Here is a 21,402-nt window from a genome sequence, read left to right as displayed (position 1 = left end):
GTTACTACTTTTGAGTCATAAGTGTAAGTTTTACACTAATAAAGCTACTAATGAAAAAATCTATCCTCCTATTTGGACTGTGCTGTCTGATCTTGGGCCTGCAAGCTCAAAACAGAAATGTAGAATTCCGACTCGATCTCAATGGCTTTAGTCCTAGTGCGAATGGAATTCATATCGCTGGAGATTTCCAACAAGCTGCGGGCTTTCCTTCGAACTGGGATCCTTCCAGTACAGCTTTAACTTCATTGGGAAGTTCGGTTTACTCAGTTACCGTTAATATTCCAGATGGGAATTATGAATACAAATTTATCAATGGTAATTCATGGGGGAGTGATGAAAGTATTCCCGGTGCTTGCGCCTTTAATGGGAATCGAGGTTTAAGCCTCAGTTCTGATACCCTCATTGAAATTTGCTACACGCTCTGTCAATGTGCTCCAGATAGTTTCAATCTTAGCTTTCAGCTGGATATGAATCAAGAAGCAAACTTCAATGCCGGAATTGACTCGGTTGATATTGCGGGGCCTTTCAATGGCTGGAGTGCTAACTATGATCCAAATTACAATTTGAGCGACCCGGATGGGGATGGTATTTACAGTGGTACTTTTTATTTGGAGGAAGGCCTTTTAGAATATAAAGCACGCTACCATAATGGTGGCGGTACCCAATGGGAAACCGGAAATAATAAGCAAGTAAGTTTTGATCGGGATTCGATTTTAGCTCAACGCTGCTTCAATGCAGACGCTTTTGGCGCCTGCCCTAGTCCACCCGATACCTTTAATGTGAGCATTCAAATTGACATGAATGCAGACAGTACCTTTAATCCAGCGACTGATCAAGTTGACATCGCCGGTCCTTTTAGCAATTGGGATCCGGCTTTTAATACCTCTTATCAATTGAGCGACCCCGACAATGATCTGATCTACACTGCTCAGTTTGCCTTTCCTGAACCGCTATTAGAATACAAAGCTCGCTTCCATGCCGGTGGCATCACCAATTGGGAACAGGGTGGCAATAAGATTGTAAACTTTGGGGCTGACACAGTGGTTCCAGTTCGTTGTTTCAGCAGCGATACCCTAGGGAACTGCCCTGCTCAAATCGATTCCTTCTATGTGACTTTACAGGTGGATCTCAGCAATGAAAAGGATTTTAATCCCACTTTGGACTCCATCGACTTGGCCGCCGATTTTACGAATTGGGATCCGAACTATAATGCAGCTTATGCCCTCTCCGACGCTAATACCGACAGCATCTGGGAGATCACTTTATTCCTGCCTGATTCTACCCTCGATTACAAAATCCGTTTTCACAATGCGAATGGCGTAAACTGGGAACCCGGCTTGGATAAGTCTGTCACTTTCTGGTCTGACACTACCATTGCCGTGCGTTGTTTTGGTTCTGATTCTTTGGGCCTTTGTCCGAACATTCCCGATACTTTTAATGTGACCGTGCAAGTGGACCTCTCCGCGGAAGCTGGTTTTGATCCAACGACTGATCAAGTTGATATCGCCGGTGCTTTTAGTAATTGGGATCCTAATTACGATGCAAACTATGCTTTAAGCGATCCCGATAATGATCTGATCTACACCGCTCAGTTTGCCTTTCCTGAACCGCTATTAGAATACAAAGCTCGCTTCCATGCCGGTGGCATCACCAATTGGGAACAGGGTGGCAATAAGACGGTGAACTTTTCTAAAGACACCATTGTGCCCCTGCGCTGCTTTAGCAGCGATACCCTGGGGAACTGCCCTGCTCAAATCGACTCCTTTTATGTGACTTTACAGGTGGATCTCAGCAATGAAAAGGACTTTAACCCCACTTTGGACTCCATCGATTTGGCCGCCGATTTCACCAATTGGGATCCTAATTATGATGCTACCTACTCCCTTTCCGACGCCAATACCGATAGCATTTGGGAGATCACTTTATACCTGCCTGATTCTACCCTCGACTACAAAATCCGTTTTCACAATGCCAATGGCGTGAACTGGGAACCCGGCTTGGATAAGTCCGTCACTTTCTGGTCAGACACTACCATTGCCGTACGATGTTTTGGCTCTGATACCCTAGGTCTTTGTCCGAACATTCCCGATACTTTCAATGTGACCGTGCAAGTGGACCTATCCGCGGAAGCTGGTTTTGATCCAACGACTGATCAAGTAGACATCGCCGGTACTTTTAGTAATTGGGATCCGGCTTTTAATACCTCTTATCAATTGAGCGACCCCGATAATGATCTGATCTACACTGCTCAGTTTGCCTTTCCTGAACCGCTATTAGAATACAAAGCTCGCTTCCATGCCGGTGGCATCACCAATTGGGAACAGGGTGGTAATAAGACGGTCAATTTCAGCGGAGATACTGTAGTTCCGGTACGTTGTTTTAGCAGCGATACCCTGGGGAACTGCCCTGCTCAAATCGACTCCTTTTATGTGACTCTGCAGGTGGATCTCAGCAATGAAAAGGATTTTAATCCTGCATTGGACTCCATCGATTTGGCCGCCGATTTTACGAATTGGGATCCTAATTATGATGCTACCTATGCCCTCTCCGATGCCAATACCGACAGCATCTGGGTGATTACTTTATACCTCCCTGATTCTACCCTCGACTACAAAATCCGTTTTCATAATGCCAATGGGGTAAACTGGGAACCCGGATTGGATAAGTCGGTCACTTTCTGGTCAGACACTACCATTGCCGTGCGTTGTTTTGGCTCTGATACCTTGGGGCTTTGTCCGAACATTCCCGATACTTTTAATGTGACCGTGCAAGTGGACCTATCCGCGGAAGCTGGTTTTGATCCAACGACTGATCAAGTAGACATCGCTGGTGCTTTTAGCAATTGGGATCCTAATTACAATGCAAACTATGCTTTAAGCGATCCTGATAATGATCTGATCTACACTGCTCAGTTTGCCTTTGCTGAACCAATATTAGAGTACAAAGCTCGCTTCCATACTGGTGGCATTACCAATTGGGAACAAGGCGGCAATAAGATTATCAACTTTGGGGCTGATACGGTAGTTCCCGTGCGTTGTTTCAGCAGCGATACCCTAGGGAACTGCCCTGCTCAAATCGATTCCTTTTATGTGACTCTGCAGGTCGACCTCAGCAATGAAAAGGACTTTAATCCTGCATTGGACTCCATCGACTTGGCCGCAAGTTTTACGAATTGGGACCCTAATTATGATGCTACCTATGCCCTCTCCGATGCCAATACCGATAGCATTTGGGAGATTACTTTATACCTCCCTGATTCTACCCTCGATTACAAAATCCGTTTTCATAATGCCAATGGTGTGAATTGGGAACCCGGCTTGGATAAGTCTGTCACTTTCTGGTCAGACACTACCATTGCCGTGCGTTGTTTTGGCTCTGATACCTTGGGGCTTTGTCCGAACATTCCCGATACTTTTAATGTGACCGTGCAAGTGGACCTATCCGCGGAAGCTGGTTTTGATCCAACGACTGATCACGTAGACATCGCCGGTCCTTTTAGCAATTGGGATCCTAATTACAATGCAAACTATGCTTTAAGCGATCCCGATAATGATCTGATCTACACTGCTCAGTTTGCCTTTGCTGAACCAATATTAGAATACAAAGCTCGCTTCCATTCCGGTGGCATTACCAATTGGGAACAAGGCGGCAATAAGATTATCAACTTTGGGGCTGACACAGTGGTTCCAGTGCGTTGTTTCAGCAGCGATACTCTCGGTAACTGCCCGGCCCAAATTGATTCCTTCTATGTGACTCTGCAGGTGGATCTCAGCAATGAAAAGGATTTTAATCCCACTTTGGACTCCATCGATTTGGCTGCCGCTTTTACGAATTGGGATCCGAACTATAATGCTGCTTACGCCCTCTTTGATGCCAATACCGACAGCATTTGGGAAATCACTTTATACCTGCCTGATTCTACCCTCGATTACAAAATCCGTTTTCACAATGCCAATGGCGTGAACTGGGAACCCGGATTGGATAAGTCCGTCACTTTCTGGTCAGACACTACCATTGCCGTACGATGTTTTGGTTCCGATACTCTAGGTCTTTGTCCGAACATTCCCGATACCTTCAATGTCACTTTAAATGTCGATTTATCTGCGGAGCCTGGCTTTAATCCAGCAGTTGACTTTGTTGATATCGCTGGCTTTTTTAGTAACTGGAATGGCGCTTATGATCCCAACTATCAATTGAGTGATCCGGATGGTGATCTGGTTTACACCGGTCAATTTGCTTTTGCCGAACCTCTTTTGGAATATAAAACCCGTTTTCACTCCAATGGTATTACAAATTGGGAGCAAGGCAGTAATAAGATTGTGAATTTCAATAAAGATACGGTGGTGCCAGTGCGCTGTTTTAATAGTGACTTTCTGGGTGCCTGCAGTCCGGTAATTGACACTTTCTACGTCACTCTGCAAGTAGATATGAACTATGTCTCGGGTTTTAATCCCTTAAGTGATTCAGTAGATATTGCAGGGCCTTTCAACAATTGGAGCCCCAATCTAAACCTCAGTTATTTGATGACTGACCCAGATGGTGATTTGGTTTATGATTACACCATTTATGCACCGGAACCCATTTTAGAATACAAAGCTCGTTTTCATAATGGCAATGGAACCAATTGGGAGACTGGGGGCAACAAGATGGTGAACTTCAATTCGGATACCTTAATCGCTGTTCGTTGCTTTCATAGTGACACCGCTGGCGCCTGCCTGGCCCCTCCTCCCAGTCCGGGAATTCGATTTGACCTGGCCAATCTCATTTTAGGAGAAGCCAGTGGCATCACGCCTATTGCATTGATTCTTAGTCCGAGCAATACCAGTGCTGATACCGCTTTAATACTGATCTCCAAAGGAATCGGAGTGAACAATTCTGACTTTAGCACTTCACCTCTGGCTACTAACGATAGTCTTTTCCTTTCTATTCCAGCGAATTCGGACACCCTTTACTTCGATCTTCAAATTGTAGATGATCTGTTAGTGGAAAACACCGAGCAAATCAGCTTCCAACTGCAAGGAAGTAGTCAGGGTCTCTTGCAAATTGGCAGCCCAGCCAGCCTTTTGGTGAGTATAAACGACAATGACATTCCCAGCATTCCGAACTATTCCATAGCGGATATATCCTCCCAACAGGCTAATGGGGTAGCGGACTCCATTGGGCTATACTGTCGATTAAGCGGGGTTCTAAATAGCATTGATTTTAAAGGTGGGCCTGGATATGACTTCCATATTGTGGATGGAGCAAATGCCTTGCACATTAGCAGTACAGTGGACCTTAATGGCTACTCCAGTCCCAGCCTAGGTGATTCTGTGGTATTTATCGGGCAAATTGCTCAGTACAATGGACTACTCACTTTAGAGGCTGATAGTTTAAAGTGGATCAGCAGTAATAAGCCTTTGGCTAATCCCATTCTGGTAAACACATATCGCGAAAGCGAAGAAAGCCAAATAATAAAATTGGGTCCCTACCATTTTGTAAATCCCGCCAATTGGCCCAGCAATGGCAATTCTGCAAGCCTATTGATGACCAATGGACCAGATACACTGAGTTTGCACATTGATGCCGATACGGATATTGATGGACAAAGTGCTATGAACGGAAACTTTGAAGTGACCGGCATATTAAGTCAAAATGACCCCAGTCTACCTTATAACGAGGGTTATTATATCCGTCCACGTTTCTATAGCGACTTCACTCCTATTAACTCCATAGATATCTGCATCAGTGAAATTATGCCTTATTCTGGCCTGGCCTGGCCAGTGCAAGGAGATTGGTTTGAAATCTATAATTACGGTAATATTCCGATTAGCTTGAATGGTTTTAGTTGGGATAATAGTAACGGACAAAGCGGCGCACATACCATTACTGGAAATTGGAGCCTGGCCCCAGGTGAAAGGGCCATCCTTGCTGATGTGCAAGCTCCCTTTGCGGGAACCTGGCTCTACGACTGGAAGCAAAATGGGAATAATCTCCCTCTTTTAATTCGCGATCGGGATTTCAATGGTTTTGCTTCTTTCAGTTCGCAGGGCGATGCTCTTCATCTCTTCGATTCGCAAGGGCATTTAGCGGCCTATAGCGCCTATCAGGGAAGCGATGTTTTACGTGGCTTCAGTTTGGAGTTCGACAGCCTGGGAAGCTTTAGCAATAGGGCGGTAAATGGTTTAGGTGGTGCCTATGTTTCCCTGGGGGGTGATGTAGCCAGTCCGGGAAATCTCAGTCCCATTGGCCTGGATGAAGATGTACCCTCCCAATTCGAAATCTACCCTAATCCCGCCCAGGATTACTTAAAGATAGAAGCAGCCAACTTTACGGAAGCTAAGGTTCAACTGCTTGATCAGGCCGGTCGTTCGGTTGGCAACTGGCAATTAAAAGGAAAATCCATAACCCTCGATACGCGCTCTTTTGCGGCCGGTATTTATTTGCTAAGTATCGAAACAGAAGGCTATCCTTACAATTATCGAATTAGCCTAAAACCTTAATTATCGGATATAGGGATTTTTAGATAAGAGCCACCAGGCCAATGCTGCAGACCCCATATCTGCAATGGGGAAAGACCACCAAATTCCGTCTACTCCCAGCCAATGTGGAAGGATTAAGATTAGAGGAATAAGGAAAAAACCCTGTTTGCTCAGTGCCAAAATTAAAGCTCTTCGGGCCTGACCAATAGCCTGGAAATAAGCCGATCCCAGGAAGGAGGTTGGTAGGAAGGGATTAGCCGCAAATACCCAACGCAAAGCGGGGACCGTCATGGCAATTAAAACCTTATCGGCCGTGAAGACCTGGACCAAAGGTTCGGTTAAAGTCATGATCAGGATGAAGATCAGTACGGAAATTCCAGTCGACCAGAAAAATGCCAGGCGGCTGATCTGAGTAACTCGTTCATATAAACGGGCGCCATAATTATATCCTAATATGGGCACATAACCCTGGGTAATGCCCAGAACCGGGAAATTCACAAACATCAGCAAGCGACTAACAATACCATAGGAAGCCAGGGCCATTTCGCCCCCAAATGCAAATAGTGAATTGTTTAGAACTACACTCAGCAGGGAGATAGTGCCTTGTCGCGCCAAAGTAACCGATCCCAGTTTCCCTATTTCCTTAATTAAAGACCAGGAAGGCTTAATGCAATTCCAGCTTAAGCTCATTTCCGATGGACCAAACAGGAAGTAAATAAGCGTAAAAATCGCACCAACTACATAGGATATCGAAGTGGCCAAAGCGGCACCTTCAATTCCCATATCCATTCCAACAATAAAGATGGGATCCAGAATAATATTAGAGAGGGCCGGAATGATCATGGTAAACATGGCAATTCGAGGATATCCCTCTGCCCGGATCACATTATTGGCCATCATAGACCAGGCTAAGGCCGGAATAGCGGGTAACAAAATTTGGAAGTAAGCCAGGGCCGGTTCCAATACAGCACCTTTACCTCCAAATAAACGCAGTAAGGGAATTTGTAAAAAATAGGCGGTAAGTACAATCAGAATCGAAAGACTCAGGGTAAGGGCAATTTGGTTCCCAAAAGTTCGCTGCACCTTAGCATGATTGTTCTCGCCCATAGCCCGGGATAGCACCGATCCGCCACCAATGCCAATAGCCATACCAATACTGGAAATCAGAAAGGTTATAGGTAGGTTTACAGTAATAGCCCCAATGGCTAATGAACCTACAAAGCGACCTACAAAAAGGGTATCCACAATGCCGTAAACCGACATTACCAAAATTCCTACCGAGGCAGGTATGGCTTGTTTACGAAGTAATAATCCGAGGGATTCGGTTCCAAAGTTTTGTTTTTCTCTTGCCATTTGCGGCGCGAAGGTACTCCGATTTGAGCAGCTGCGTAGCGCCCATAGAGCTTCTTAATAATTAATTAGGATTTATTTTTCGCCTAATCAATCAAACCATATCGGCGCATTAAGAGACTGGCATTAGGCGTTTTACAAATCCCTTCTCGGAGTTTATAATCAAATAGCAATTCCTCTCCTGCTACTTTCGATTCAAAAAATGCCGCTCGAAAATGGGGGTTAGAATCCGCAAGATGAGCAATATCCACATCATGAGTAGCAATAATTCCCCAGGCTTCACGACCTTCAATTTGCCGCAATAATCCGCGAGTACCGTTTTGTTTGTCATTGGAATTCGTTCCTCTTAAAATTTCATCCAATAAGAAAAAGGAAAAACGCTCGGGGTTCAGACGATCCAAAAGCGCCCGTAATCGCAAAATCTCCGCTTGGAAATAGCTGGTTTCATTTCGCAAATCATCCTGAGGATTCATGCTCGAAAGCAATTGAAAAGGATAAGTCCGAAACTGGCTTGCACAAACCTTGGTACCCATTTGAGACAGGATCATATTTACCCCTAAGCTGCGTAAAAAGGTGCTCTTGCCACTCATATTGCTTCCGGTGAGGATAATGTACTTCGGACCGGCCATCTCAAAATCATTAGCCACTCTTTGCTGCGCTGGAATTAAGGGATGAGCTAGTTTATTTACTTCCAATCTCAAATCCTTTGTCAGCTCTGGAAAACAAAAATCAGGGTGATTAGCTTGATAGTTGGCCAGGCTTAAATAGGCTTCCATTTTAAAAACTCCATCTAACCACTGTCCCAAGCTGGAAGCATGTTTGCGATGCCAGTTTTCCAGTGCTTTCAATCTAAATAAATGATACAGGAATAGGGCATTGAGTACTACCAAAGCAATGGCATTGGCTGCCTGATCCAAGCTATTCAATAATTCGGAAAGTTGACGCCATTTCTTCCCAACCCCAAGGCTTAGATCATAGCGCTTTTTAAATTCCTTACCGAAATCGGTTTTAAAATCCCTTTGCTCCAATTTAAATAGCATCAGGCTAAAGCCGGATAAAATTTCACTAACCCGCCCTAATTTCACCTGCTGATCTCTTAGGAGCTTACTGCGCGTGGAAAGTAGAACCAAATTAAAAACCGCAGTATAAAGCAAAGGATAAAAGTTTTCTACACGCGTATCCCAAACAAAGCGAATCAGCGAAATCCATACTGCTGCCAAACCCAAAAACATGGGAAGGTAGAACCATTTGGGAAAAGCACTAAATGCAGCTTTAGACCAAGCCTCCAATTGTTCTTTTAAACCGGGCTTATCTTCAAGCCCATCATTTAAGGCGCGGTATTCCATTAGCCATTGGGCATCCTCCTCCAGTTCCCTAAAAAAGGCCTGGCGGGCTTGCCAGTTTTGCCAGTCGGGATCCAGCATTTCCCGCGCTAATTCCTGCGCACCGGCCGCGGTTTTCGCTCGGTTGATATGATGATGCAGGGAACCTTCTCCAAAGAAATCTAATTCGCGGGCATAAGCATGTTGGGCCGGAGCTTTATAAGGATAAGCAGGCCGAATTCGCTTGCCCGCAATTGCCGCCAATTCCTCTTCGGCCATAGCCAACAGAGAATGCGTGAATTTTAGATTTTCTCTGGTTTGAGCATGACTGCGTACAATCCAAAGGAAAAGAGCTAATCCTGGTAACCAGGCCCAAAACCAATCGGCTTGCCCCTCTCCTTGCATCGCAAAATAACTGAGCACTAAAAGGGCAATAATCACTAAGGCTCGTAACCAGCTTTGGTTTCGACTTTTCTTCTTTAAGCTCTTCAGGTCCTTTTCGGCTTTCGCCTGAAGCGACTTTAAGAAATTTACACGCTTATCAATCAAATTTAAAAGACTTTAGCATCGGTATCAGGCTGCAAATAAAAGGCAGAGTCCGAAAAACGGGTATAAGGTTGATGGAAGAGATTGTAAACAAATAATTGATCTCCCATTTTTTTTAAATAGCGAAAACCCTTTTGCGAGCGGGCTAGTTCTACCTCATCACCTCGCACCATAAAAACTCCGCTTTCGCGCACCAATTGATCCGAGCCCATTAAACTGGGATGCACAATTTTATAGAAGCCGTTCGACTTTAATTCGAGTTTTATATCAATCTCAGTATCTGGATTTAAACTTAAAACGCCATAATAAGATCCCGCCACTGCAGCCAAATCCTTGGGTTCATTTACAGCCTCTCCACAGGAAATAAGGCCTAAACTTAGCAGGCTAATGTAAATGAGGGTTCGCATCAGGCTTTAGCCCTTTTAGCTCTTTCCCAGGTTGCCTTTTGAGATCCTTTCAACCAACGAAAGAATCCTGCAAATACCGCATAATTCATCATTAGGAAATAATAGGGCACAAAAAGTGCCTTCACTCTTATAGCCCGATTCTCGAGGAACCAACCTAATAAGGCTAATAAATAAAAGGCTATCTGGGCATAAAAGAGATACTCGTAAAGAGGACCGAGCGCAATGAGAAAATAATTCAGAATAAAAATCAATGGTAAGGCTAAGGCCGAAATGGACCATCGCAATACCCGATGCGAGATGTACTGAAAAGTTAAAACCGGATTGGGGATAGGCAGCAATATTGGCAGTAAGCGCGCCATCGATTGCCAACCGCCAGCGGCAATACGCACCTTTCGCTTTAATTCCTCTTTCACATTATCACTGGCTGTTTCTGCCGCATAAGACTCGGGCTCATACTTTACCCGATAGCCCTGTTGGCAGATCCGCATGGTTTGTACAAAATCATCTAAAATAGTGTCTGCTTCCAGGTCCTGGACCAGCTCACTGCGAAAGGAAATCAATTCACCCGCCGCTCCAACAATGGTATACAGTTCACTATCCCATTTTTTTAGGGTCGATTCATACTTCCAGTACAAACCTTCGCCGGCGGCACTTGCGGTATCCGCCCCTTTGCTCAGCACCCGTTTTTCCCCGCTTACCGCTCCTACTTTAGGATCGGTATAATGACGAACCAAATTGCGAATACAAGCCGGATTAAGATAGGTGTTGGCATCACAAAAAACTACGATTGGGGTTTTCACCAAAGTCATTGCCCGATTCTCTGCTGCTGATTTCCCCGCGCGAATATTCTCATGCGTCACCTCAACACCTTCAATGCCTTCCAAAATCTTGGGGGTATTGTCGGTGGAACCATCCGTAATAAAGAGAATCCGAAGCTTGTCCTTAGGATAATCCAGTTCCAGGCTATTTTGAGCCTTATCGGCAATATAATCTTGCTCATTATAAGCGGGTATCACCAGGGTAACTTCCGGCTCGAAACTGCTGTCAAATGCTTTTTCTTTAACGAAAACCCGCTTAATGCGAACCAAAATAAAGAGCAGGATTCCATAGCCCAAATAGGTGTAAAATACCAAGGCCAGGGCCAACCAAAATAGAAGTTCCATAACTAGTGTTTCTGCTTGCTTAAATATTGTGGTATCCGCTTCAAATGCGTGGTGAGTCTTTGCATTAGAGTCTTAAACAAGGACTCCTCTACCAATACATTGCGCAAGGAAGAATGCGAAAATGCCTTGCGGCTATCATCAAAAATAATCTTCCCCCTTTCTTGCATTCGAAAGGCTAGGTCACCATCTTCACCACGACCAACCCCTAATGTAAAACCGCCAAGCTCACGTGCTATATCCGCCCGATAGGCTAAACTACCGCCCAGGCAATTTAAATGTGGGCGTTTAGCATGACGCATCTTTGAGTTTAACCAGCGAAGATTCTGATAAAGCTGCAAATCCAGGGGATAGCGATTATCGAAGGTATAAAAGCTATATTGACTGCAAACCATCACTACTTCGGGATCCCTAAAATGGCCAAGCATTTTATCTACCCAATCCGGATTGTAAAGATTATCGCCATCAGCACTCAGTACAATTTCCCCTTTGGCTACCTTCAAGCCGGCTTGCCGAGCTTCTGCCCAGCCCGGACGAAACTCGTCTACCACCTTTACGCCCAAACGTTCAGCAATTTCCTTAGTGCGATCGGTAGAACCATTATTAACCAGGATTAACTCTACGGACTTATCCGTCTTTTGCTCTGAGATACTGGCCAGAGAAGCAAAGAGATAACGTTCTTCATTACGGGCAATCATTACAATGCTGTAATCGGGCTTCTCCGTTTGAAAACGCGCCAAATCCTTACGTCTTTTCAACCAATCATCAGGACGAATACTTTCTATATCCTGCGAAAGGTATTCGACTAATTTCTGAACGGGCTTTCCTGGAATAAAGTTAGGCATGTGGCTTCATTAGTTCGGTATACACTCTTAAGGTTTCACGAGCAGTATTCTCCCAACTGAAGGACTTACTGCGTTGCAATCCCTTTTCCACCAGACTTTCACTTAAGGCCGAATCGCTAATCAATTGTTGCAATCCTTCCGTTATATTTTCCGGCTTGCTAACATCTACCAACAATGCGGCATCGCCAGCCACCTCTGGCAAACTGGAGGTTTGACCACTTAATACCGGTGTTGCACAGGCCATAGCTTCCAAGAGGGGAATCCCAAAACTTTCGCGTAAACTGGGATATAAAAAGACCCTTGCCTTACTAATTAAAGCAGGCATTTCGGCATTAGGTATATAACCCGTGTTTTGGATTTGATCTAATTCGGCCTCCAAGCCAGCTTCCTGCAAATGTTTGCGAATCACTTCCCGATCTAAGTCTCCAACCATTAGCTTATAATCCCTTCCGTAGCGATGGCAGTATTCTGCGAAAGCCACCAGGGTATTGGCCGTGTTCTTTTTAGGATCGGTATTCCCTAAAAAGAGCACATAATTTTCAGGCAATTGATATTTCTGGGTGATGCGCTCCAGTTCCTTTTCATCTTCTACCGGCTTAAAGTGCTTACTCACACCATTGTAAACAGCAATCAGGTTTTCACTCGGCAAATCCTTAAAGTAATTTTGAATGGTTTGGCGCTCGAAATTAGACACGGTAATAATCTTCTGTGCCTTGTTTACCAATCGACTCACCACCAGTTTTCGATATAGGTTTCCAAAAAGCTGGTAAGGGGTATATCCTTTGCCCATTACATTTTTCACCTCCATGTAAATAATATCATGGATGGTTACTAGCAAAGGAACCGGGCAAAATACCGGAGCGGTATTCGAAGTACAATGCAGAATATCCAGCTTATACTTCTTCGCCATCCGAGGTAGCTTGATTTGTTCCCAAAGGGGATAGGCGCCTCCAAATTCAATAATCTTGAAATTGGCCGTTTCTTGTATGACCTGATTATCGGGACCATCATTTACAAAAATGAAGTACTCGTTTTCTTGATCAATATGCTGCAATTCCCGGATCAGTTCCAGTACCACGAAATCCATTCCGTGTTTCTTCTCCCTAAAGATCCTTTGGGCTTCAATACCTATCCGCACTATCGCTTGCTTTGTGGGTTAAATTATATACATAGCCTCGCCAAAAAGAGCGGGCTTGTCCAAATTCCTTTTTCAATCCAAAGCTGATTAAATTTTTTGGAAGGGCCACTAATCCAAAGTAGAGGTAATTTAATAGCTGAGTGAAGGCTCCATAATTGCGGCGCGCAAAAAGTAATCGGTTTCGGGTAAGGTAATAGGTTTTCAAGGGACTATTCCGACCGGTAGACACCGACTCTTTATGCCAGAGAAAAGAATAGCCACAGAACCAGTTCTCATAACCTGCTTGCCTAATTCTTTCACACCAGTCCAGTTCCTCATAATAGAGGAAATAATCATCCCGCATCTCCCCTACCTTGTCGATCACCGCCCGCGGCACCATCATAGCGGCCCCATGGCAAAAAGGCACAGGATAGGCTTTATTATACTGCCCTTCATCCAGCTCTCCATCACCAATACCGGAATTACGCAGGGTAATTTTATTCATCTCGGTGCAACCAGCAAATTGAATTTTCTGAGGTTCATCAAAGTACCGAATCATCGGACTTAGCGCTCCCAAATTATCGAGACCGGAAGCGAATTCCAAAATAGGCTCCAGAAAATTTTCCGGAACCTCAGTGTCATTATTTATCAAGAAAATATATTCCCCTTCACAAAGGGGTAAACCTAAATTATTGCCACCGGCAAAACCAAGATTTTCTGTGGATCTAACACATTTAAATTGTGGCTTTTCAGATAAAGCCTGCTCTAATTCTTGCGATTCGCTGGCATTATCTACCACAATACATTCCCAATTCGAATAAGTCATCCTTTCCAAAGAGCTTACTAAATCGAGCGTAACCGCTGGTTGCTTGTAGTTTACGCTTAGAAAAGAGACTTTTACTTGCTGCACTGGGAATTGTTAGCTAATGCGTAAAAATAATTTGGATTAATACCTAAAACAAGCAATTGAGAAATTTAAATTTGTGATAAGCTCCAAGCTATGCGTGCATTTCTGATTGCTTTTTTTCTTCCCCTTCTGTTGTTGGCCCAAGAACGTGAAAACCGGAATCTACCCATGTTCGAAAGCCTTCCTTATTTCAGTATTTCCGACTCCATTACTGGTTGGAGCTATAGCCTTGATGGCCAATGGCTTTCGATGGAAAACACCATTCCAGTTATTGGTATTTCCCGCAACACCGCCTTTTACGAGGACAATGAAAATGCCCTGGGCATTGATAATTTAAAGGAACTCAGAGGATACAAGATAAAATACGGACAGGATACGCTCATCTGTTTGGTTAAGCTTTTTCAAGACGGAGCCTATCGCTACCCTAATCGCCGCAAAGGCTGGAAAGATTATTCATCCGCTTATTACTGGATTGTTTATTATCGGGATTTACGCAATGCCCTCAATTATTTTAATGATCAGGATAGTAATGAAGCTTACGTTTTACGAATCCGTTCTTTAGAAGGTCGAGCCTTAAATCAGATTGATGAAGAGGATTTACTCGAGGAGATTAAGCAAACTACCATCGTTAAACCCGAATTCGATCGAAACTTAGTACTCACTGTTCAAAAAGGTGAAGATCCCTTATTACTGCGATTTCACCTCTGTTCCTTGCACGTTGTGTTTAACGATGTAGAAGGAGTACGAAAGAACTTCACAAGACAAGGGCGTTCCCTTTATGGCTCTGTTGTACTCTTTGATTTCCTTTATTTTGAAACCGATAAAGCGGAATTCATGAAGATTCTAGACCTGGACGCCAATTTTGATAAACTCCTGGAAAACAAGGAAACTCCCGTATTTTTAAGGGATCAAGAATCGTCCGCTGCGGATAGCGACAGCCTGGATGGCTTTTAAAGCTTATGCGACTTGTTGTCCCTTCTAAATATCAACATTATTTAAAATACCTCTTTGCCATTCTCTTTGGCATTGTGGGTGGTTATCTGCTATCCAAAGGTGGAATAATAGCCGCTGTGGGACTGATGGCCCTTCCTCTGGTTTTGGTTTATGTCTATTATTTCGCCCGGAACCCTAAAATCGGGCTTTATACCGCCTTTATAATTGCCTTTTTGATCCCCACGGTAGGGCGCTATGTTCCGGGTAATATTCCCTTGGGTTTAGGGGTGGATATATCCTTAGTTCTCACCCTCATTTTCCTGATTCTTAGAGACTGGCAGAAGGTCGATTTCTCTGGATGGAATCACATCTTTTCTTTGCTCATGATTGCCTGGATGGCTTTTGTGGTTTTACAATTAGCTAATCCTATGGCCCTTTCGGTTCCAGCCTGGTTCTATGCCATGCGGGGATTATCCCTCTATCAAATGCTGATGGTTATAATTGCCTTCGTATTATTTCGGGATAAGAAAGACTTTAAAACCTTTGTACGGGTCTGGTTAATTTTTTCGGTCATTGGGATTGCCTGGGGCTTAAAACAAAAAATATTTGGCCTCGACCCCTTCGAGAATCGCTGGTTGATGTCGGGAGCCTATGTTACCCACCTTCTCTTTGGGAAACTGAGGATTTTCTCCTTTTATACAGATGCGGGTATTTACGGTCCGGCGATGGGCTCGGTTACCATTTTCTGTGGAATTCTGGCCTTGGGTCCCTTTTCTCTACGCAAGCGCATTATCTATGGCCTGATTGCCGTATTTGCCCTCTATGCCATGTTAATTAGTGGAACTCGGGGGGCATTGGCCGTGCCTGGTGCCGGAGGAATCTTATACCTGATCTTAATTAAAAATAAGCGTCTCCTCATATTTGGGGCCACGGTGATGCTCTTTGGTTTTGTCTTTTTAAAATATACCAATATCGGATCGGGGAACTACGATATACAGCGCCTTCGGTCTGCCTTAGACCCTAATGATGCCTCCTTAAATGTGAGGGTTCAGAACCGGAAAATGCTCAGAGCCTACCTGGCAGATAAACCCCTGGGCACAGGTGTAGGAAGTGCAGGGTTCTGGGGTCAACGTTTTACCCCCTGGACCTGGATGGCCAACTTTCCTACCGATGGGCTTTACACTCGGGTAAGAGCCGAAACCGGAGTTATTGGTTACACGATTTATGTGTACACCTGGATCTTTTTATTAGTCTATGGCAGTTGGCTCTGTTGGAATTATAAGGATCGGGAAAAACGCTATTATGCCATGGCAGCCCTCGCCAATTTTGCAGGAATATTGGCGGCCTCCTATGGTAATGAAATTCTCAATCAGATTCCGGTAAACTTTACCGTACTGATCCCTTTAGCCTTTGTATTTACCATGAAATATTGGGATGAAGATGGGGTGTATCGTATCCCCGAAGAGCGGAAGAATAAGGTTTTCAAATAGCTTAAAGCCTACCTTTTACCTGACGGGTATCTCGCCTCTTGCCACTTCCAAAAGTTCCGGTCTTTAACTGTAAACTCAAGATTCCCTTAATAAAGCGACGCAACCAACTGCGGTCTTTTGCAATCTCTCCCAGTACTGAGCTCATATAATCGGGTTCCACTCCATTTAAGAGCAATCTTGGTTGAAAGCCCAATGTATCCGAAAATTCCTCTAAAGCGGTGGCATCGGCACGATTCCAATTTCTAAAGGCACCGGTTACACAGACTGACACATTAAACTGATCCAATAAATTGAGCGGATAAGGATTGGTTAGTACTGCTCCCAGAACCAGGAAGACATAGTCATAGAGCATCGGATCAAAACCCATTGGAATGAGCTCGGTGATATGTTCGGCATTTACAAAGTCCTTATCATTTTTATAGGTGATATAATCGTAATAAGGCGTTTCTCCCTTAGGTAAGTCTTTAGGCCCCATAACCAATACCCGGAAATTAAGACTCACCATTTCATTGGCCATTACATGCGTACAGAGCTGTTTCCCATCTCCGGGGCGGGTACTGAATACCAAAATGTTCTTGGCCATTTGTCGAGAACCTTTGCCCTTAGCTTCCAAACGAAGATTTTGCACCACCAGAGCGGCCGATTTCTCATGCAACCATTCGAAGTCTACATTCTTCACCTCACTGCGTGCAGTAAGATCAGGATAGGCTCCTATTAACTTCATCTTGGTTTGTTCCTCTCCCCTTTCCGGTGTGCGAATTGTGGTATCTAATAATTCCTTCATCACCACAAATAAGAAGGGTACTATAAAGCCCATAATCGCCCCAACCATAATTAACATGGCTACTTTACTTGGATTAGGCTCATGCGGGAAAGGTGGTGGCTGGGTAACAACCTGACCACCACTGGCTACCATTTCACCTCTTTGGCGCAATAAGGCCTGATTGAGGCTATTTAATAATTCGAGATAATTGGCTTCCTTAATATCGATATCACGCTCCAAGCGTGCAAATTTGGAACCGAGAGGAGCGTATTTATCATATTGCTCTCGGAAATACTGTTTCCGCTTTAAGAATACTTCTACTCGCGCATTGGCGGCATCTAAAGCCAGAGAAGCATCCAACCAGGAATTAATAATGGTAGATACCGGAATGCCCTCAGTGGTGCGACTATAGGCATAACGGGTAGCCAGCATATTACGTACTTCTTCCTCAATATGCATCGCTTTGGCGCGCATTTTTCGGAGCAGGTCAGCATCATTCAAATAGGTTTCCAACTCCGCAATTTTGGAGCGCATATCAATTAACTCCTGCTTTTTATTGAGGATATCATTCCCCAATTGCACCATAATATTATTCAGCGCCAATTGCTCCTCGAGTTTCCGAAGTGCTGCCATAGCTGCTTGCTGTTTGGCAATTTCGGCCTGATACTCATCCTCCATGCGCTCCTTCTCAATCGTAAGGGAACGCGTTTGCTCCTGGTAATTAATTACCCGATTTACAATGCGAAATTCCTGTAATTGCTCTTCTGCTTCTGCCAGAGCCCGAGCCGCTTCATTTACCTTCTCTTCAAAATAACCCACCACGCTGGCGCTTTGCTCCGATTTGATGAGGGCCATTTTACTCATAAACACCTCATTCAAAATCAATAAGGTATTCTGAGCAATTCCGGGATCTTGAAAGGAATAATAGATTCTTAAAAGGTCGGAACTCTGTACCCGGCTTACACCAATGGAAGAAATACGTTTCCAACTGTAAGGAGAATCTCCTCCTTCAAAGGTGGACTTTACCCGATTATCATCCCAATGTAATTCCTTGTAACGGTAGAGATTGGTTAAGGTAGAATCAACGCTGTAAGGCACTAACAATTCTTGCTCCACGCTGTCGGGAATCTTCCAGCGAAAATGCCCCCAGTATTCCTGGCCAATATAAGCGGGATCAGCACTATCCAGCATCATATGCTGAACTAATAATCGCATCCCTACTTCTTCCAGGGTTTCACGCGACTTAATAATGTTAATCAAGTTATCGAACTCTGTAGCCGAAGTAAGGAAGTCGACTTTCACATTATCAACCGCATCTACATTAATACCCGAAGCAATACCGGTAAAGATTTCGGTTTGGGTTTCGTAGGTTTTCGGCAGCTTACGAGTGAAAATGAAGGTGACCACTGCCAGTGTAATAGAACACAGCAGGAACAAGTTTAAGTTCCTATTGAGAAGTCTAAAAAACTGGATCAGGGTCATTGAGACTAATTATCATTAAACTTACTGAAAGGCACGCCTACTAAGCGCTCTAGCCGACGGTAAGTGTCGTAAAACTGGGTTTTTAAGGTAATATAATTTGTGGCCCACTTGGTGCGAAGGTCCGCGTTTTGCCCAAGTTCATCCAACGAAATTTCGCCGCGAATATACTTGGCTTCTGACTGTTCATAAATGAATTGGGCAGATTCTTTTGCATTGGTGGCTTCCTTAATCAAATCACGAAGCATAAAAAGTCGGCTAAAGGTTTCTTCCACCTCCGTTTCAATTTCAATTATAGTACGTTTCTTTTGAGCCTCCTCCGCCATACTGGCTGCCTTGGACATTTTACCAGCATCCCTTTGACCAAAAAACATACTCAGCGGAATCTGCGCATTAATACCGTATTGAAAACCTTGAATAAAAATATTGCCATCACTGGCACCACTGGTTCCCAGGTTATAATTGGTATATACCCTTACGCCTTCCATCCATTGATTGCGTCCGATGCCAATCTCGTATTCGAACATTAATTGCCTCTGACGATAGTATTCAATTTGTGGGGCATTGGCCACTGCAGAATCAATCAAGAGGTTTAAAGGTGGAAGGTAATCTGCCAGGTCAATGATTAATGAATCCTCATTGACTGTTTTCTCCGTTCTCCCGAAAGTTTGGGCCTGTAAATTATTGTGGGCAAACAGGCATAGAAATCCCAGTAGCAGAAACAGTTTTCGCAACATCAAACATTTTCTTTTTGAAACAAGGCAGGAATGGTACGCAAGATTAAACGTATGTCGTTCCAGAAGCTGAAATTCTGTGCGTATTTATTATCCAGTCCTTTGCGTTCTTCTTCACTCATACTACCACCACCGCGCTTTTCTACCTGCCATAAGCCGGTAATTCCCGCTGGGGCTAAAAAGCGTTGACTCCAATCATCCGAGGTTAATTGCTCTGCTTCGTACAGAGGTAAGGGGCGGTTTCCTACAATCGACATATCCCCCTTAAGCACATTAATCAGCTGGGGAAGTTCATCGATACTGGTATTACGGATAATTTGCCCCACTCGAGTAATGCGAGGATCGTTCTTAAACTTCACGAAGGTTCCGGCAGCTTGCTTTCGGCGAAGCTCCTGATACTCTTCTTCCGTCATTGGTGACCCATCTTTATTAATTAGCTGCGGTGCTGAACTATGATGTGATTTTTCTTTAGGAATACCTGTAGACCTTTCCGATTCCGCCTTCTTAGCTTCTTCGGCATACTGGTTTAAATGCTTTAATTCCTTCAGGCGCTGGTCAGCATCCGTGTACATGGAGCGCAACTTGTAAAAGTCGAATACCCGATATCCGGTTCCCACCCTTTTCGAAATATAGTACACCTTTCCCTTCGACTCCAGTCGGATGGCAATAATGGTTAGGATCAATAAGGGTGATAAGAGTAATAAGGCAGTTCCGGCCACGACTATATCGAATATACGCTTGGCCACCGGAATGCGGTATTCCGTTTTTTGCATCTCCCTTTTTTGATGCAAACGCCAATCCAGCATGGAATGGTAAAATGGCACCTTATTTATAACCGTTTCTAATTGTTCCCGGTTCCAGGCTACTTCCATAATACCTTGTTTCAGATATCTTTCGCGCACCTTCTGGGATAAGCGATTGCCTACCAATATAAAAGGAATGCCTTTTTCATTTAGCAATCCCGCATAGCGCTCAAATATCTCATCTCCTCTTAAGCCCTTAAGCTTAGTTTCGGAAACCACCAATTCAACCTCATCTAAATCATCCAATTGATTGTAAAAACCTACCACATTGCGCACAGCCTTAAGTCGGTCGCCAAACTTCGCGCTGAGGATAGCTTCCACCTCATCCAGATCGCCAATGTATATAACGTTTTTCACCCTTTCAGTCGAATTAAGTTATCAATTCGCAGGCGTAGCTCCTCAGGATTAAAAGGCTTAATGAGGTAATCATTAGCCCCTAGTTTCAGACACTTAATGCGTTCTGCACTGCTTTCCTCTCCAGAAAGTACTATTAAAGGAACATCGTAAAAGAAACCACTTTCGCGGATTCGTTGAATGTACTCGAATCCATCAATTTCCGGCATATTGAGGTCGGCAACCACCAGGTCTGGAATGTTACCCGAATACATCCACTCCAAGGCCTCCTTACCATTCTCTAGGGCCACAACATCATAGCGATCCTTAAGAATTTGCTCCAGAAGCTTGAGCATGATCGGTTGATCATCGATCACCAGAATCTCCTCTCTTTTATTGGCCTCCATCTACAATTGCTTTAATTGTTCGAAGGCGATTTGTAGTTCCTGATCCACTTTTTGAAGCTTAGCGCGAGTATCATCATTATTAATGCCTTCCTTACCCATTTGCTCCAGGTCCCGAATATCCTGAGTAATGGCATTAATACCGAACATATCTACATTAGGCTTGATCTTGTGGGCAATGGCACCAAGGGTAGCCAAATCTCCACTGCTGTGGGCATTCTTCATCTCGTCTAACTGACCAGGGGTATGTTCTAAAAAGGTAGCCACCATCATGGCTACGAATTCTGCATCACCGCCGCCCAGTTCCTCGAGTTGGGAGAGATCATAGACTTTGTCTGACATGAGAAT

The 21,402-nt window shown here is 44.2% G+C and carries 15 protein-coding genes; 3 read left to right on the top strand and 12 right to left on the bottom strand.

Annotated features, from left to right (window positions below):
• The first annotated feature begins 50 nt into the window (after positions 1 to 50).
• The gene (locus tag ACO05P_RS01255) at positions 51 to 6,482 is read left to right on the top strand and encodes a T9SS type A sorting domain-containing protein (RefSeq protein WP_421752976.1); all 6,432 of its coding nucleotides are present in this window, start codon (positions 51 to 53) and stop codon (positions 6,480 to 6,482) included.
• On the opposite strand, the gene ACO05P_RS01250 is transcribed toward ACO05P_RS01255, so the two are convergent.
• The 7 genes from ACO05P_RS01250 to ACO05P_RS01220 form a co-directional block, all read right to left on the bottom strand.
• The gene (locus tag ACO05P_RS01250; RefSeq protein ID WP_421752975.1) at positions 6,483 to 7,814 is read right to left on the bottom strand and encodes an MATE family efflux transporter; all 1,332 of its coding nucleotides are present in this window, start codon (positions 7,812 to 7,814) and stop codon (positions 6,483 to 6,485) included.
• Positions 7,815 to 7,897: 83 nt separating this feature from the next.
• Positions 7,898 to 9,682: a MutS-related protein gene (locus tag ACO05P_RS01245; protein WP_421752974.1), complete on the bottom strand. Its 1,785-nt coding sequence runs from the start codon at positions 9,680 to 9,682 to the stop codon at positions 7,898 to 7,900.
• A 2-nt stretch (positions 9,683 to 9,684) separates the two neighbouring features.
• A complete protein-coding gene (locus tag ACO05P_RS01240; protein WP_421752973.1) occupies positions 9,685 to 10,086 on the bottom strand; it encodes a hypothetical protein in 402 nt (133 codons plus the stop codon).
• The gene (locus tag ACO05P_RS01235; RefSeq protein WP_421752972.1) at positions 10,086 to 11,249 is read right to left on the bottom strand and encodes a glycosyltransferase family 2 protein; all 1,164 of its coding nucleotides are present in this window, start codon (positions 11,247 to 11,249) and stop codon (positions 10,086 to 10,088) included. Before ACO05P_RS01235 ends, ACO05P_RS01240 begins: the two co-directional genes overlap by 1 nt.
• A gap of 2 nt (positions 11,250 to 11,251) precedes the next feature.
• Positions 11,252 to 12,091 carry a glycosyltransferase family 2 protein gene (locus tag ACO05P_RS01230; RefSeq protein WP_421752971.1) on the bottom strand — a complete coding sequence of 280 codons (840 nt, stop codon included), beginning with the start codon at positions 12,089 to 12,091 and terminating at the stop codon, positions 11,252 to 11,254.
• Positions 12,084 to 13,229, bottom strand: a complete 1,146-nt coding sequence (locus ACO05P_RS01225; RefSeq protein ID WP_421752970.1) for a glycosyltransferase family 4 protein — start codon at positions 13,227 to 13,229, stop codon at positions 12,084 to 12,086. The genes ACO05P_RS01230 and ACO05P_RS01225 overlap by 8 nt, the downstream gene beginning before the upstream one ends.
• Positions 13,213 to 14,118: a glycosyltransferase family 2 protein gene (locus ACO05P_RS01220; protein ID WP_421752969.1), complete on the bottom strand. Its 906-nt coding sequence runs from the start codon at positions 14,116 to 14,118 to the stop codon at positions 13,213 to 13,215. The genes ACO05P_RS01225 and ACO05P_RS01220 overlap by 17 nt, the downstream gene beginning before the upstream one ends.
• A gap of 165 nt (positions 14,119 to 14,283) precedes the next feature.
• Between ACO05P_RS01220 and ACO05P_RS01215 the strand changes: the two genes are divergently transcribed.
• Together ACO05P_RS01215 and ACO05P_RS01210 are read left to right on the top strand one after the other, a co-directional pair.
• Positions 14,284 to 15,069 carry a hypothetical protein gene (locus tag ACO05P_RS01215; protein WP_421752968.1) on the top strand — a complete coding sequence of 262 codons (786 nt, stop codon included), beginning with the start codon at positions 14,284 to 14,286 and terminating at the stop codon, positions 15,067 to 15,069.
• Positions 15,070 to 15,074: 5 nt separating this feature from the next.
• Positions 15,075 to 16,538 (top strand): O-antigen ligase family protein, encoded by a 1,464-nt coding sequence (locus ACO05P_RS01210; protein ID WP_421752967.1) that lies wholly within the window; start codon positions 15,075 to 15,077, stop codon positions 16,536 to 16,538.
• A gap of 1 nt (position 16,539) precedes the next feature.
• On the opposite strand, the gene ACO05P_RS01205 is transcribed toward ACO05P_RS01210, so the two are convergent.
• From ACO05P_RS01205 to ACO05P_RS01185, 5 genes are read right to left on the bottom strand one after another with little or no spacing between them, the layout of a single operon-like run.
• The gene (locus tag ACO05P_RS01205) at positions 16,540 to 18,783 is read right to left on the bottom strand and encodes a GumC family protein (protein WP_421752966.1); all 2,244 of its coding nucleotides are present in this window, start codon (positions 18,781 to 18,783) and stop codon (positions 16,540 to 16,542) included.
• Positions 18,784 to 18,788: 5 nt separating this feature from the next.
• A complete protein-coding gene (locus ACO05P_RS01200) occupies positions 18,789 to 19,517 on the bottom strand; it encodes a TolC family protein (RefSeq protein ID WP_421752965.1) in 729 nt (242 codons plus the stop codon).
• On the bottom strand, positions 19,517 to 20,674 hold the full coding sequence (locus ACO05P_RS01195; protein WP_421752964.1) for a sugar transferase: 1,158 nt from the start codon (positions 20,672 to 20,674) through the stop codon (positions 19,517 to 19,519). Before ACO05P_RS01195 ends, ACO05P_RS01200 begins: the two co-directional genes overlap by 1 nt.
• Positions 20,671 to 21,057, bottom strand: a complete 387-nt coding sequence (locus ACO05P_RS01190; protein ID WP_421752963.1) for a response regulator — start codon at positions 21,055 to 21,057, stop codon at positions 20,671 to 20,673. Before ACO05P_RS01190 ends, ACO05P_RS01195 begins: the two co-directional genes overlap by 4 nt.
• On the bottom strand, positions 21,058 to 21,396 hold the full coding sequence (locus ACO05P_RS01185) for an Hpt domain-containing protein (RefSeq protein WP_421752962.1): 339 nt from the start codon (positions 21,394 to 21,396) through the stop codon (positions 21,058 to 21,060).
• Positions 21,397 to 21,402: the final 6 nt, after the last annotated feature.

Origin of the sequence: Croceimicrobium sp., from assembly GCF_965228705.1 — a bacterium.
Classification (GTDB): Bacteria; Bacteroidota; Bacteroidia; order Flavobacteriales; family Schleiferiaceae; genus Croceimicrobium.
Note: the sequence above shows the minus strand (reverse complement) of the source record. Positions and strands in the feature narration are given on the sequence as shown.

Coding starts and splice junctions, on each gene's coding strand:
- ACO05P_RS01205 (WP_421752966.1), bottom strand. CDS start 18,783: ATGACCCTGATCCAGTTTTTTAGACTTCTCAATAGGAACTTAAACTTG.
- ACO05P_RS01185 (WP_421752962.1), bottom strand. CDS start 21,396: ATGTCAGACAAAGTCTATGATCTCTCCCAACTCGAGGAACTGGGCGGC.
- ACO05P_RS01210 (WP_421752967.1), top strand. CDS start 15,075: ATGCGACTTGTTGTCCCTTCTAAATATCAACATTATTTAAAATACCTC.
- ACO05P_RS01215 (WP_421752968.1), top strand. CDS start 14,284: ATGTTCGAAAGCCTTCCTTATTTCAGTATTTCCGACTCCATTACTGGT.
- ACO05P_RS01240 (WP_421752973.1), bottom strand. CDS start 10,086: ATGCGAACCCTCATTTACATTAGCCTGCTAAGTTTAGGCCTTATTTCC.
- ACO05P_RS01255 (WP_421752976.1), top strand. CDS start 51: ATGAAAAAATCTATCCTCCTATTTGGACTGTGCTGTCTGATCTTGGGC.
- ACO05P_RS01235 (WP_421752972.1), bottom strand. CDS start 11,249: ATGGAACTTCTATTTTGGTTGGCCCTGGCCTTGGTATTTTACACCTAT.
- ACO05P_RS01250 (WP_421752975.1), bottom strand. CDS start 7,814: ATGGCAAGAGAAAAACAAAACTTTGGAACCGAATCCCTCGGATTATTA.
- ACO05P_RS01230 (WP_421752971.1), bottom strand. CDS start 12,091: ATGCCTAACTTTATTCCAGGAAAGCCCGTTCAGAAATTAGTCGAATAC.
- ACO05P_RS01200 (WP_421752965.1), bottom strand. CDS start 19,517: ATGTTGCGAAAACTGTTTCTGCTACTGGGATTTCTATGCCTGTTTGCC.
- ACO05P_RS01190 (WP_421752963.1), bottom strand. CDS start 21,057: ATGGAGGCCAATAAAAGAGAGGAGATTCTGGTGATCGATGATCAACCG.